Below are 14,046 nucleotides of genomic sequence, written 5' to 3' on the forward strand. Positions count from 1 at the left end.
CCAGCGACGACAGCGGCTGTGCCGGATGCCCCGAAGCCAATCAGTGCCATCGGAAGAATCATCGGCGCGATCGTGAACCCTCGCCCAACGTTCGAAGACATTGCCCGCAAACCTAGCTGGCTCGCGCCACTGCTCGTCGTAATCATCTTCGCGCTGGCGACGACGTACGTGATTGGCCAGAGAGTCGGGTGGGGCAACGTGATTCAAAAGCAGATTTCACAAAGTAGTTCAGCGCAGCGGCGTATGGAGCAACTGCCTCCCGACCAGCGGGCTGACATCATTAATCGACAGGCAAAGGTTACTCCGATCTTTGCTTACGCGGCCAACATAATCATTTTCCCGATCGCCTGCCTTGTCATCGCTGGAATTTTGATGGGCGCCTTTAATGCGACGGGCGGTGCCGGGGTCGACTTCAAAACCTCCTTTGGTATCGTTACTCACGCCTATATGCCGTCGGTTATCGTTTTTCTCCTAGGCATTCTGATCATGTATTTGAAATCCCCCGATCAGATCGACGTACAGAATCTTGTGGCCTCAAATCTTGGCGCGGTATTGTCGAATGACGCGCCGAGGTGGTTAGTATCTCTGGGCGGTTCGATTGATCTTTTCAGCTTCTGGATGATGGCCTTGATGGCGCTTGGTTTTTCCGTCGCCCGGCCCAGAAAGATATCAATGAGCAAAGGACTGACCTGGATTGTGATGCTCTGGCTCATTTACGTCGTTATCAAGGTTGGTCTGGCGGCCGCGTTCTCCTGATACACTCGTCTGCATGTCTTTTCGTTTTGAAGTTCTGCAGACGGACCCGACCGGCGCGCGCCTGGGCCGTCTGGAAACGCCGCACGGCGTGATTGAAACGCCGGCCTTCATGCCGGTCGGCACGCTCGGGACGGTCAAGGGCCTAACACAGGAGTCGCTCGAAGCGCTCGGCGCGCAGATCATTCTCGCCAATACCTACCATCTCTATCTTCGTCCCGGCGCCGAACTCATCCGCGAAATGGGCGGCCTGCATGAATTCATGTCCTGGCCGCATCCGATTCTCACCGATTCCGGCGGCTATCAGGTCTTCAGCCTCTCCGCCCTGCGAAAAGTCACCGACGACGGCGTCACGTTCCGCTCGCACATCGATGGGTCCGAACATTTCTTGTCGCCCGAACGCGCCATCGAGATCCAATCAGCGCTCGGTTCGGACATCATTATGGTTCTTGACGAGTGCATCGAATCCTCATCGGACGAAACCCGGACGGCTGCCGCTGCCGAGCGCACGCTCGCATGGGCCCGGCGGTCCATCGATTCCTTCGCCCAGCATGGCGATCCGCGGCGTCAAATGATGTTCGGCATCGTGCAGGGCGGGGCGTTCGAACATCTTCGCCGTTCTTGCGCCGATACAATGGTCGCACTTGATTTTCCCGGCTACGCCATCGGTGGCCTCGCGGTCGGCGAAGCGCACGAAATCACGTGTGAAATGTCCGCCGCAGTCGCCGCGTGCCTTCCCGTCGCCAAGCCGCGCTACCTGATGGGCGTTGGCCGCCCCGAGCAAATCGCCGACTATGTCGCTCGCGGTATCGACATGATGGATTGCGTTCTCCCCACGCGCAGCGCTCGCCACGGCTGCCTCTTCACATGGCAAGGACGCCTGCTCATCAAAAACGCCCGTTACGCAAAGGATCCTCGTCCGATCGACTCCGATTGCAAATGCCCCACGTGCCGCCGCTATTCGCGCGCCTATTTGCGCCATCTCTGCCTCTCGAATGAGATTCTCGGCGCTACGCTGAGCACCCTCCACAACGTGTACTTTTACCTTGACATCATGGCTGAAATCCGCAAGTCTATCCGTTTTGGGAACCTCCGAGGATTCTGTTCTGACCTTCAGGCACGCCTCGAACACACTGTGTCCGAATCGGGAGCGTAAGCGGGCGGTTTATCGCCAGTCAGAAGGAGCAGAGTTCTGCGGATAATTTATCTGTAAATTCGCCTGCTGGAGATTCGCTGGGAATCCAGCTTCCAGCCGGTGGTGGTTTTTTCGCTGTTCATCAGCGCCAGGAGCAAGGAATAGATGTTGCACGGCCCCACGGTCGATTTGTCGCTTGTCGCGCAGCAGTCCGCCAACGGACTCATCGCCTTCCTGCCATTCATTCTGATCCTCGTCATACTGTATGTCCTGATGATTATGCCTGCGCAGCGCCGCCAGAAGAAGCTCGCGGCTATGATTGCGGCGCTCAAGAATGGCGACAAGGTCATCACCAATGGCGGCATTTACGGAACCGTTGTCGGCCTCGACAACGAATCGGTGCAGCTGCGCATCGCAGAGCAGGTGAAGATTCGCGTCGCTCGCAACGCGATTGCCGGGCTCCAGCCCGAAGCTAAGGAGAATTAGCGGCCCGCAATGAATCAGAACCTCAAATGGAAGGCAATTTTCATTCTGATCGTTGTCTTGATCTGTTTTTATGGCCTTTTCGGCCTGCCCTCGTTTCCGACCTCTTGGAGCCAGCTTGTTGACAATTTTTCCAGCCGCATGCAGCTCGGCCTCGACCTTCGCGGCGGCAGCCACCTTGTCTTACAGGTGCAAGTTCAGGAAGCCATCGGCACGCATTGCGATCAGACCCACGACGAACTGATCGATCAGCTCCATAAGCAAAACATCACCGTTGGTGAAGTCGACCGCCTGAGCAACACGCAGATTCTGGTCAAAAACGTAACTCCCTCTCAGACCGGCGCATTTCAGTCTCTCGTGCAAGATCAGTTTCCCGATTTCGGCGTCGGCCCTGCTCCCGGCGAGCAAAGCGGCTTCCTCCTGACCATGAAACCAACAGTTGTCTCTGACATTGAGCAGCGGACCATGGATCAATCGCTCGACACGATTCGCCGCCGCATCACCGGGCTCGGCTTGAAGGAACCCAACGTCGCTCCCACCGGCCGTGGCCAGGACGAAATTCTCGTCGAACTGCCCGGCGAAGGAGATCCCACTCGCGCCAAGCAGGTTATTCAGGCTGGCGGTCAATTGAAGTTTCAGCTCGTTCTCGATGACAATGCGTATCCTTCCGAGGCGGCTGCTTTGGCCGCACATAGCGGTGTTTTGCCTCAGGACAGCCAGTTGCTTCCGGGGACGTCGGCAACTGGAGATCAGTCTGGAGGGCAAGTCTGGTGGTTGTTGAGTCGTGCTCCGATTATCACCGGCGCGGATCTGCGCGACGCCAACCCTGGTCCGAATCCGCAACAGCCTGGTTTCTACGAAGTCCATTTTTCGGTTTCTACCGCGGCTGCGAAGCGTTTTGGCCCATTCACTGGCTCAAACATAGGCCATCGCATGGCTGTCGTTCTGGACAATCAAGTTCAGAGCGCGCCCGTGATTAATGGCCGCATTGATGACCAGGGCGAGATTGAAGGCAATTTCACGCAAGATTCCGCCAAGGACCTGAGCCTGATTCTCAATGCCGGTGCACTGCCTGCCTCAATCAAATACATCGAAGAGCGCACGATCGGCCCTTCGCTTGGCGCCGACTCCATTCGCGAAGGCGTCCAGGCTTCCATTGCCAGCCTTATCGCCGTTTGGATCTTTCTAATGGTTTATTACCGGCTGAGCGGCATCAATGCGGTGGTGGCCCTGTTGCTCAACCTCATTATTCTGATTGCGTTCATGGCTATTTCCGGTGCAACGCTTACTCTGCCTGGCATTGCCGGCGTGGTTTTGACAATTGGCATGGGCGTCGATTCCAACGTGCTCGTTTTCGAGCGTATTCGCGAAGAATTGCGCAATGGCAAAGCCAATCCGTCTGCCGTGGACATTGGTTTCGACAAGGCCTTTTTGACCATCATTGATACGCACATCACCACGCTGGTCTCGGCCGCCTTTCTCTTCTTGTTTGGGACGGGCCCAGTGAAAGGGTTTGCCATCACGCTGACTATCGGTCTTTTGGCCAATCTTTTCACGTCGGTGTATGTGTCGCGGGTCATTTTTGATTGGCATTTGTCCCGCATGGGTCGCGAAGCCGAGCTCAGCATTTAGCTACGGATAAGCGTATATGTGTAATGGTAGGCAGCAACGACAGTAGGTTTTGGTACTCGGTCCTAGAATTTTTGGGCGTTCCTTAGATTTCGGAAACTGCCGGGGTGGCGATTCCGTTTCGGGAACATTCAACTCTTGGGTGGTGTCTAACTCAGTAAGGATAAGACTAGACGATGGAATTTTTTCACGCACCGAATATTGACTGGATGGGGAAGGCCAAGTATTTCGCTACCCTTTCCGCGTGCCTGTTGATCATTGGCGGCGTCGCCGCTTTCATGCACAACGGCCTGCATTATGGGATCGATTTCAAGGGCGGTGCGATGGTGATCGTACGTTTTTCCTCGGCTCCTCCCATAAGCCAGATTCGCGCTGCGCTCGATGCCGCTGGGCTGAAGAACAATGAAGTCACCAGCAGCAGCGACATTTCCAATGCGAATTCCAAGAACGACGTGATGATTCGCGTCGAGCAGGGAAGCGAAGGCGAGGACGCTCTCAATGCTGCAAAGGCGACCATCGTCTCGGCTCTGGAAAAGAATTTTGGCGCGCCTTCGAGTTCCAATCCGGATTTCAATTCCGTTGTGACTACGGATCTCGCGAACTACCTCACGCGGCGCGATCCTTTGGTTCTCGGAACCGCGGCGGGCGATCGTTATACGCAAGTGGCCCAGGCCTTGATTGATGCGCGCGATAAGAATCATGGTGGCATCGTCGCCGATTTTTCTGAATTGAGTAACGTCTCGGGCGTCACGCCTGCTGTGATCGATGCCCTGAAGTCTGGCTATTCGTTGAACCGCTTCAGCATCACGGAATCGCAAGTCGTTGGTCCCACGGTTGGCGCGCAGTTGCGGCGACAGGCCATTCTGGCGACGCTCTATGCTCTCGCCGGCATGTTGATTTATGTGGCTATCCGCTTCGAGTGGATTTATGGCGCGGCGGCGGTCATCGCCGTTTTCCACGACGTCCTCATCACGCTCGGCTTCTTTTGTCTCTTCTACAACAAATTTGAAATTTCCCTGACGGTTATCGCCGCGCTGCTGACGCTGGTTGGCTATTCCATGAACGACACGATCGTCATCTTTGACCGCGTTCGCGAGAATTTGCGTTTGATGCGGCGCGAGAAGCTGTCCGTAATCATCAACCGTTCCATTAATCAGACTCTTTCGCGTACGATTCTCACTAGCGGCCTCACTTTCCTCACTGTTTTTCTCCTCTTCGTCTTTGGCGGCCAGGTTCTCCGCAGTTTCTCTTTTGCCATGGTTGTCGGAGTTGTGGTAGGTACGTATTCCAGTTTTGGCATTGCGGCTCCCATAGTTGTGATTTGGAATAAATGGCGTGGCCAGGGCGTCACGGCTCCGGTCGCTTCTTCGGCGGACAAACGTGCGGAGAGGCGTCTGGCTGAGGCAAGGAGATAATCATGTTCGATGAACTCGTCGAATCGACGAACAAGAAAAAAACCAACAAGGTCTGGAGCGTGTGGCTCTCCGCGGGAGTCCAGGCGCTGATTCTCGGCGTTCTGATTTTGATCCCGCTGATCTACACAAGCGCGCTGCCCAAGGCGTTGATGTCAACGTTCCTGGTTGCGCCTCCTCCGCCCCCCCCTCCTCCTCCTCCCGCCGTTAAGGTCGTCGTGAAGCAAATGCCCAAGCTCATTCAAAATGGCAGGCTGCAGGCTCCGACCGTCATTCCGAAAAAAATTCAAATGGTAAAAGAGCAGCCCCAGCCTGATGTTAGCGGCGTGACTGGAGGCGTTCTCGGCGGCGTTCCGGGCGGCTCTGCGGGTGGAGTTCTGGGAGGAATTATTGGTGGCGCGCCGGGCGCATTGCCGCCGCCGCCGAAACCACCCAGCATCATTAAAGTTGGCGGAGACGTGCAACAGGCCAACCTTCTTCGCCAGATTATGCCGGCTTACCCACAAATCGCGAAAATGGCCCATGTTCAAGGCAACGTTGTTCTGCACGCCATCATCTCGAAAGACGGCACTGTGGAGCAGCTGACGCCCCTGTCCGGCTCGCCGCTGTTGATTCCGGCTGCGGTGGCTGCGGTGAAGCAGTGGCGCTACCGGCCCACGATGTTGAACGGACAGGCGGTTGCTGTCGATACGGAGATTACGGTTATTTTCAATTTGGATCAGCAATAGGTTGGGGATAGTCCGGGGCCGGCTTTGCCGGAGCAGTTCCGGGGAATTCGAATGTAATTTTGGGGGCTCAAAGGCAGTCCTACTCACTGCCGAAAAAAACGCTGTTTCGATTATCGAGGAGGAATCAACGTCATGCTTTCGAATCTATTGTGCGCTGCTTTGCTCTTGTTCCAGGAAAGCAGCGGGGCGGTGGGCTGGGATCTTCGCAGCATGTGGCACACCATGGGTTTGCCGGCGAAGGCTGTGGTCTGCATTCTGTTCATCATGTCTGCCTGGTCGGTCGGCATTATGATTGACCGCTGGTTGATGTATAGCGCGGCGCGCAAGCAGTCTCGCGTTTTTGTGCAGCAGGTTGCCGGCGCTCTCAAGGATAATAAGCTCGACGAAGCCATCTCCATTGCCGAGCGCAACAAGAAGAGCCACATCGCCAAGGTTGTGGCTACGGGTCTTTCTGAGTTCCAGGCCGCTTCGGCGCAGGTCGCTGACGAAGAAGTCATCGAAGCAGCCAAGCGCGGCCTCGAACGCTCCGTTGCCATCGTTCACGCGGAAATGAAGCGCGGCCTTTCCGGCCTTGCCACCATCGGCGCAACCGCTCCTTTCGTCGGCTTATTTGGCACCGTCATGGGCATCATCAACGCGTTCAAGGGCATTTCGGCTGCGCACGCCAGCGGTTTGTCGGCCGTCGCCGGTGGTATCGCGGAAGCCTTGGTCACCACCGCTCTCGGCTTGCTCGTCGCCGTGCCTGCCGTGTGGATGTACAATTATTTCACCAACAAAGTCGAAGCCTTCGACGTCGAGATGGACAACTCCTCGATGGAATTGGTCAACTACTTCATCACTCGCCGAGGCGGAAAGAAGTAAGTCATGGCGTATAAACCCAAGGTCGGCGCGACGATGGCGGCGCCAAACGTCATCCCCATGGCCGACATCATGCTTGTTCTGCTCATCATCATGATGGTCGTGACGCCTATGTTGCAGAAGGGCGTCACCGTCGACATGGCCCATTCTCGCAACTGGGAGAATATGCCGGCGGCAGACCGCGATGACGCAGTACTCATCGCCGTGACGCGCGACGGCCATCTGTACATGGGCAACCAGGAAATCAGCGGCGATCAGATCACGGATCAGGTCAAGGACAAGATCGCCGACAAGCTCGACAAGACTGTTTTCATTCGTGCCGACGCGAGCGCCAAGTACGGCGACGTCAAGAAAGTTGTCGATGACGTTCGCGACGCCGGCGTCGACAACATCGGCTTGCTCACATTGAAGGACGAAAGTGCTGGACCGCCACCTCCTCCCCTCGGAGAGCAGACGACGAATCCAGGCACTCCGTAGGAGGATTTTTCCATGGGTATTTCAGTTGGAGGAGAAAAAGGCGGCTCGATGTCCGAGCCCAATATCGTTCCGCTGATTGACGTCTTGCTCGTGCTGATCATTATTTTCATGGCCATCACGCCCACCACGCCGACCGGCATGAACGCGCTCGTTCCGCAGCCTCCGCCGAAAAATCAAAAGCCCCAGCCCCCGGACCCTAGGACGGTCGTCGTGCTGATCAGCGCCACCGGCGAAATCAAAATCAATCAGGACCCCGCGACCTGGTCGGATCTGGGCCCCAGGCTGAACGATATTTTCAAGATTCGCGCCGAAAAGGTTGCCTTTATCAAAGGCGATGACGATACATCCTTCAATGACGTGGCTCGCGCCATCGATATCATGAAGGGCGCGGGCATTACAGATGTTGGTTTGATCACCGCAAAGATGGAGGCGGGCCAGTAGCTTTCTCTGCAGACTGGTTTCGCCATTTTCTTGCGCTCAAACGCAGAGTTCAACTTCCGGCCCGGCGCCTGATTCAATCAGGCCCGGGATATTCAAGGAGACGGGGATGGAACGCAAATCCGCGCGCGGCGCGGCCCTTTTGGTGCTCAGTTCGGCTCTCGTGCTGGGGACATCCGGGTGCGCCAAGCTGAAAGCTCGCGACGATCTCAATAAGGGCGTTGAAGCTTACAAGAACGCACAGTTCGATCAGGCGGTGGAAGACTTCAAGGAATCGACCGAACTTGATCCCACGCTCTTAAACGCCAAATTGTATCTCGCTCAGGCCTATGCCCAGCAGTACATACCCGGCGCTCCTTCTGCGGAAAATAAACGCAATGGTCAGCAGGCCATTGCCGTTTGGAAAGAAGTTCTCGACAACAATCCTGACAATACGACGGCCCTTGCCGGCATTGGCTCCATGTACTACAACATGGGCAGCACGCCATTCAATCGGGACATGATGGAGCAGGCCAAGTCCTATCAGCAGAAGGTCATGCAAATCAATCCCAATGATTCAACGCCCTATTATTGGGTCGGCGTCCTGGATTATTGGATCGTGTTCCGCGCCAATGCTCAGTTGCGTTCCGATTACAACTTGAAGGCCAAGAAGCCGATTAAGGAAATCGATCCCTTGCCTCCGGCCGTCCGCGACCAGCTCGTCCAACAGGAAGGCCAGACGGTCACCGAAGGCATTGACAGCCTCAACAAAGCCATGCAGCTCAAGTCTGATTATTCTGACGCCATGGCCTACCTGAATCTTCTTCTGCGTCAAAAAGCAGACATGGAAACAACTCAGGATGCCCGCGAGGCTGACGAAAAACAGGCGGATGACCTCTTGGAAAAGGTCAAGGAGATCAATCAACGGAAGATGACCGCTCCTTCCAGCGATCAGTCATCTCAGTAGCGCTGCTGCATTCCTCTTGAAATCCAGACCGGCTGGCGAGCTTCTCGTCAGCCGATTTTTTCCTTTCATGACCCTTGTGTTCTTGGCGGCCGATGCTTTCTTGTGGCACAGCCCATGAAACAATCGTTATTCGAGCGTACAATGGAAATTGCATGAGTCCGGATACCAAGCCTTCGCCCAATCCCTCCGCTCAGCGCGTTTTGGACCTCCGCTTTGTTGAGCTGATGGATAAGGTCCGCCGCAACCGTTCAGGCGACGACCTCGATCTCCTTCGCCGCGCCTACGATTTCGCTGCTGAGCAGCATCGCCTCCAGCGCCGCGAATCTGGCGAGCTCTATCTTTCTCATCCCCTCGCCGTCGCCAACATTCTGGCGGATATGAAGCTCGACGTCACCACGCTGTGCGCCGCTCTTCTCCACGACATCGTCGAAGACACCAAAATCCCCATCGAGCAAATCACGGAAATGTTTGGTGCGGAGGTCGGCCGCGTCGTCGAAGGGGCCACTAAAATCAGCCGTATCGACCTTCTGGGGCCGGAGGCGCGCCAGGCCGAAAACGTCCGCAAAATGCTCCTGGCGATGGTCAACGACGTTCGCGTGATTCTTGTCAAGCTCGCCGATCGCCTTCACAACATGCGCACGCTTGAATATCTCGCTCCCGAACGGCAGGAGCGCATCGCTCGCGAAACGCTCGACATTTACGCGCCTGTCGCCAATCGCCTAGGCATGGGTTTGATGCGCGGAGAATTGGAAGATCTCGCCTTCCGCTACCTCGAGCCCACCGCGTATTTCGAGCTGCAGAAGAAAGTCGCTACCAAAAGCAAAATCCAGGAAAAATTTCTCCAAGAAGTTCAGGATGCCATTCGCAAAAAAATGGTGGAGAGCGGCATCCCTGCCGAGGTCGAAGGCCGCACCAAAGGCCTCCATTCGTTGCATCAGAAAATTCAGCGCCAGCAGCGCTCCATCGATCAGATCTACGACCTCATGGCTGTCCGCGTCATCACGGATACGGTAAAGAATTGCTACGCCGCGCTTGGCGTCGTGCATCAGATTTGGCGTCCCGTTCCCGGCCGTTTCAAGGATTACATTGCCATGCCGCGGCCCAATCTCTATCAGTCGCTTCACACAACAGTGATTCACGCCGGCCAGCCATTCGAAATCCAAATCCGCACGCAGGAAATGCACCGCATCGCTGAACAGGGCGTCGCCGCGCATTGGAAATACAAGGACGGCCACGCCGCCTCCGGCGCCGATTCGCGGGAAGGCCACAAGGAAGGTCAGCGCGACGACCAGCGTATCGTCTGGATGCGCCAGTTGATCGAATGGGTTCAGGAGATGGAGGAGCCCAGCGAATTCCTCGCTACTCTGAAGGTCGATCTATATCCCGAGGAAGTTTACACCTTTTCTCCGAAGGGTCGGGTGGTCGTCCTCAGCCGCGGCTCAACTCCCGTCGATTTCGCCTATTCGATTCACACGGAAGTCGGCGATCAATGCGTCGGTGCCAAAGTGAACAGTCAAATCGTTCCCTTGCGCCACGTGCTTGCCAATGGTGATGTCGTCGAAATTCTGACGCAGAAGGGCCACGGCCCCAGCCGCGACTGGCTGAAATTCGTCCAGACCTCCCGCGCCCGCAGTAAGATTCGCCACTGGATCAATCTCCACGAACGCGACGAGGCCACTTCCGTCGGCCGTCGCCTGCTCGAACGGGAAGCACGCAACAGCGGCCTCAGCCTGAAAAAAATCTCCGACGCCGATTGGCAGCGTGTGGCCACGGAATACGGCTGCGGTCAGATCGAAGATCTTTACGCCGATCTGGGTTATGGCAAATGGTCGGCGCGTCAGGTTCTTGCCAAGGCTGCCGGACAGACGCTCGCCGAGCCTGCTGCCGAGGAAAAGCCACCGAAACTCGTCTCTACGGTCAAGCGCATGCTCGGCATGCAAAACGCGCCGATTCAAGTGCGCGGCCATGACGATTTGATGGTCTATCGCGCCAAGTGCTGCAATCCGATTCCCGGCGATGATATCGTCGGCTACGTTACGCGCGGCCGCGGCGTCGCTGTTCATTCCACTTCTTGCCCCAACGTCAAAAATCTGCTCTACGAAACCGAGCGTCGCATCGCAGCAGAATGGGCCGGCCCCACGGAATCGACTTTTCCTGTTCGTTTGCGTATTCTGACCGAAGATCGTCCCGGCATGCTCGCCGAAATCACGGCGGCGATCAGCGTCGCGGACGCCAATATTCGCACCCTCGAAAGTGTCGGAGAGCATTTGCACGCGCGCATCGAAATTGCTCTCGATGTGCGCGACCGCAAACAACTTGAAAAAATCCTTTTGCAAATCAAGAAAACTCCGGGCATTTTCGATATCGAGCGTGTTTATAACGTCTGAAGCCCTACCCGTAACCCTTCCGACATTCGCTGCGCCCTTTTGCGTTTCTCGGTCTACAATTTCCTTGTCGATGCTTCAGCCCTTTTCATTGCCGTGGAGGAGTCGCGGCATTTCTCGTCCGCATGCCGCATTTGTCGGCGCATTCGTTCTTGCCGGTCTTGTGCTGTTCGGCTGCAAACATCAGATCATGCCCACGAATACGATCCCGCTCGACAATGCGGGCATGAATTACACGGCTGTCGCAACATTGAAAGGCCTGGACATTTCAGACCCGGAAGTCGCTGAACTTGTGAAAGTGAAACAGGCCGGCCTCTCCGACGATGCCTGCATTTCCCTTATTCGTTTGGCGCGGAACGATAAAGAGCGATTCCACAATGGCGACGATGTCGCGGAGCTAGTCCAGGCTGGAATTCCGGAGCCTACGATTCTCGATCTCGCGCAGATCCATTCGCTCAATGCTTGGGGCGGTGAAGCCGTCGCTATGCACTTGGCTGGCCTTTCCGACCAGATCATTCTCGAAGATATTCGTCGCACCGCCGCCGGGCAGCCGGTTCTTTCCGGTGCGTCGCTTGCGGACTTCAAAAATGCGGGCATGAGCCAGTCGACTCTCCTGCAACTCGTTCGCATCGGTGTTCCGGATGGCGAAGCGAACAAAATCCTAAATTTTCGCCGTCGTGGTTGGTCCGACGCTGCGATTTTGCGCCATTACATCGAGGGGAAGTAACGCTCGCCTGGTTCTCGTCTAGCAGTCCAGCCGCTCGTCCGCATAATGCCTCAGTGTTCTTCCTTCTTCGCATGACAGGGCGCGTAGTACGTTCCCCAACCTCTCGCCTTAGTCTTCCGACTGCGGGTTCGCTAGACCTCCGCCGATTCGCTCGGTAGAATCTTCGTGCTTTGAAAACTCTCGCTTCCCATCGCTTTGTTGACGCTCTCCTCGCGGCCCTTGCCATATGCATCGCTATTTTTGTCGCCGGATGCGGCGTTCCACTCGCTCCCGGCTATAAAATCCAAAAGGAGTCGCTTGCTGTGCGCTTCGTTCCGGGTAACCCTCCTCACCTCGCCATCCGCGCAGAATATCGCCTTACCAACATGGGCAATTCTCCGCTTAATTTCATCGCGGTCGGCCTGCCTGACGAAAAAGGCTTTGGCCGCTCGAATCTCCGCGCCGAAGTTGGTGGTAAGGGGATCGTTTTGCAACATGAACCCACGGAACCCGCTGGCGACTGGCGCATTCCATTTCCTGTTTCGTGGCATCAGAAAGAAAAAATAGACCTTTCTCTCTCCTATGATCTAGCCGCGCAGCCCGTAAGCGATCCGCGAATTTTCGTCACCGCAAACACCTTCTACTTGAACGACTCTGGCTGGTTTCCAACTCTCATGGGATTCAAGGCATTTCTTTCGCCCGCCGTCGGGCGCCCTGATCCAGCTACCCTCAGCGTAACGATTCCCGCGAATTTTCGCGTCACCGCGAGCGGTCGCCCGCGCGGCAACAAGAAACAAAACGGCGAAGTCACTCACCAATTCCTCATCCGCAAAGCCGACTTCGATCCCTACGTCCTCGCTGGCCAATACAACGAGCAGCGCATCAACTCCACGAATGCCAGCATTGTGTTCTGGACACGTAAACCGTTTCCCGTAGCTGATGCGCAAATCGCAGCATCGCGTGTCTCGTCTGCGTACCGATTTTATGCCACGTCATTCGGATCACTTTCTCGACCGTCGATTTTCGTCATCGAGAGCGGCGATCTTAGAGATTCCGAAAATAAACTCTCGAACGTCGTTTCTTCTCCTCCCCCTCGGACCGTATTTAGCCCCATTCCCGTGTTCATTGAACCTGGCGCTGATGAACCTTTTCCCTCGTTCGGGATTAGGAGGGCGTTGGCTTGGACATGGTTTGGCCATGAAATTAAGCCACGACCGGAAGCCTGGGTTCTCGCTGGCGGATTGGCTGATACGGCCGCCCGGGCATCCGAAAGCGCGCGTGAGAGCCGTCGTAGAGATGACATTGGTTTAGTATTAGATTCGTATGGCCGGGGAACTGCCGTCGAAAAGCCAATCATCAATCTTTCCGTCGACGATCCTTATGAGCAAATTAGATTGGGAAGAGGCAAGATGATTTTGTTTTACTTCGCCCTCGAAGACAAATGCGGCCAGCAAAATGTCACCCACGCCATCGCCCACATGGTTTATGCTCTTCGCGGGCAGCAATACGGTTATTCCGATTTTCGCGCCGCCCTCGAGCAGGAATGCCACCAGAACCTGTCTGATTTTTTCGACGTGTGGCTGCAACAGAAGGGAATTCCGGCCGATTTTCGCGCTCGTTACGAAAATGCGGTAAGCAATAGCGCTAAGCCGTAGAGATTTGGATGGCGGGTTAGTTTGAATTTTCTTGCATTCATAGGAGGAATCGTGAAGGAAGTTATTTCCACGCAGCACGGCCCCAAGGCCATCGGCCCCTATTCGCAAGCGATTCGCGCCAACGGTTTCATTTTTATTTCCGGTCAAGTTGCGTTTGATCCCGCGACCGGCCAGCTCATCGAAGGTGACGTCGCCGCGCAGACCGAGCGCGTCCTGCAAAATTTGAAGGGTATCGTCGAAGCCGCTGGCTCAATGCTCGATAAAACCGTGAAGACCACCGTGTTTCTCAAGGACATGAACGATTTTTCAAAAATGAACGAAGTCTATTCCCGGTTTTTCCCGGCGAATCCGCCTGCTCGCTCCACTGTCGAAGTCGCGCGCCTTCCTCGCGACGTTCGCGTGGAAATCGATCTCATTGCGCTCGCGTAAGAAGAAGGAATCC

General features: G+C 55.9%; 14 protein-coding genes. All 14 read left to right on the forward strand.

The genetic code is table 11. The annotated features are described in order from the left end of the window. Positions 1-18 precede the first annotated feature (18 nt). The 14 genes from VGR81_03300 to VGR81_03365 all read left to right on the forward strand — a co-directional run bounded on the left by VGR81_03300 (position 19) and on the right by VGR81_03365 (position 14,033). The gene (locus VGR81_03300) at positions 19-756 is read left to right on the forward strand and encodes a YIP1 family protein (protein ID HEV2287959.1); all 738 of its coding nucleotides are present in this window, start codon (positions 19-21) and stop codon (positions 754-756) included. 13 nt (positions 757-769) lie between these two features. Next, positions 770-1,909 carry a tRNA guanosine(34) transglycosylase Tgt gene (gene tgt, locus VGR81_03305; GenBank protein ID HEV2287960.1) on the forward strand — a complete coding sequence of 380 codons (1,140 nt, stop codon included), beginning with the start codon at positions 770-772 and terminating at the stop codon, positions 1,907-1,909. A gap of 144 nt (positions 1,910-2,053) precedes the next feature. Continuing rightward, positions 2,054-2,374, forward strand: coding sequence for a preprotein translocase subunit YajC (gene yajC, locus VGR81_03310; protein ID HEV2287961.1), 321 nt, complete (start codon positions 2,054-2,056; stop codon positions 2,372-2,374). A 9-nt stretch (positions 2,375-2,383) separates the two neighbouring features. Further along, positions 2,384-4,003 (forward strand): protein translocase subunit SecD, encoded by a 1,620-nt coding sequence (gene secD, locus VGR81_03315; GenBank protein HEV2287962.1) that lies wholly within the window; start codon positions 2,384-2,386, stop codon positions 4,001-4,003. A gap of 173 nt (positions 4,004-4,176) precedes the next feature. Then, on the forward strand, positions 4,177-5,415 hold the full coding sequence (secF, locus tag VGR81_03320; protein ID HEV2287963.1) for a protein translocase subunit SecF: 1,239 nt from the start codon (positions 4,177-4,179) through the stop codon (positions 5,413-5,415). Positions 5,416-5,417: 2 nt separating this feature from the next. Next, entirely contained in the window at positions 5,418-6,140 is a 723-nt protein-coding gene (locus VGR81_03325; protein HEV2287964.1) for an energy transducer TonB, read from the forward strand. Between the two features lie 132 nt (positions 6,141-6,272). Next, complete coding sequence (locus VGR81_03330) at positions 6,273-7,001, forward strand: MotA/TolQ/ExbB proton channel family protein (GenBank protein ID HEV2287965.1); 729 nt, start codon at positions 6,273-6,275, stop codon at positions 6,999-7,001. Positions 7,002-7,004: 3 nt separating this feature from the next. Beyond that, entirely contained in the window at positions 7,005-7,475 is a 471-nt protein-coding gene (locus VGR81_03335) for a biopolymer transporter ExbD (protein HEV2287966.1), read from the forward strand. Between the two features lie 12 nt (positions 7,476-7,487). Continuing rightward, positions 7,488-7,916 (forward strand): biopolymer transporter ExbD, encoded by a 429-nt coding sequence (locus VGR81_03340; GenBank protein ID HEV2287967.1) that lies wholly within the window; start codon positions 7,488-7,490, stop codon positions 7,914-7,916. 106 nt (positions 7,917-8,022) lie between these two features. Then, entirely contained in the window at positions 8,023-8,859 is an 837-nt protein-coding gene (locus VGR81_03345) for a hypothetical protein (GenBank protein HEV2287968.1), read from the forward strand. 152 nt (positions 8,860-9,011) lie between these two features. Next, positions 9,012-11,246 (forward strand): bifunctional (p)ppGpp synthetase/guanosine-3',5'-bis(diphosphate) 3'-pyrophosphohydrolase, encoded by a 2,235-nt coding sequence (locus VGR81_03350; protein HEV2287969.1) that lies wholly within the window; start codon positions 9,012-9,014, stop codon positions 11,244-11,246. Between the two features lie 187 nt (positions 11,247-11,433). Then, on the forward strand, positions 11,434-11,970 hold the full coding sequence (locus VGR81_03355; GenBank protein HEV2287970.1) for a hypothetical protein: 537 nt from the start codon (positions 11,434-11,436) through the stop codon (positions 11,968-11,970). A gap of 170 nt (positions 11,971-12,140) precedes the next feature. Next, positions 12,141-13,604 (forward strand): hypothetical protein, encoded by a 1,464-nt coding sequence (locus tag VGR81_03360; protein ID HEV2287971.1) that lies wholly within the window; start codon positions 12,141-12,143, stop codon positions 13,602-13,604. Between the two features lie 51 nt (positions 13,605-13,655). After that, positions 13,656-14,033: a RidA family protein gene (locus VGR81_03365; GenBank protein ID HEV2287972.1), complete on the forward strand. Its 378-nt coding sequence runs from the start codon at positions 13,656-13,658 to the stop codon at positions 14,031-14,033. Positions 14,034-14,046: the final 13 nt, after the last annotated feature.

The organism is Candidatus Acidiferrales bacterium, assembly GCA_035934015.1.
Taxonomy (GTDB): Bacteria; Acidobacteriota; Terriglobia; order Acidiferrales; family UBA7541; genus DAHUXN01.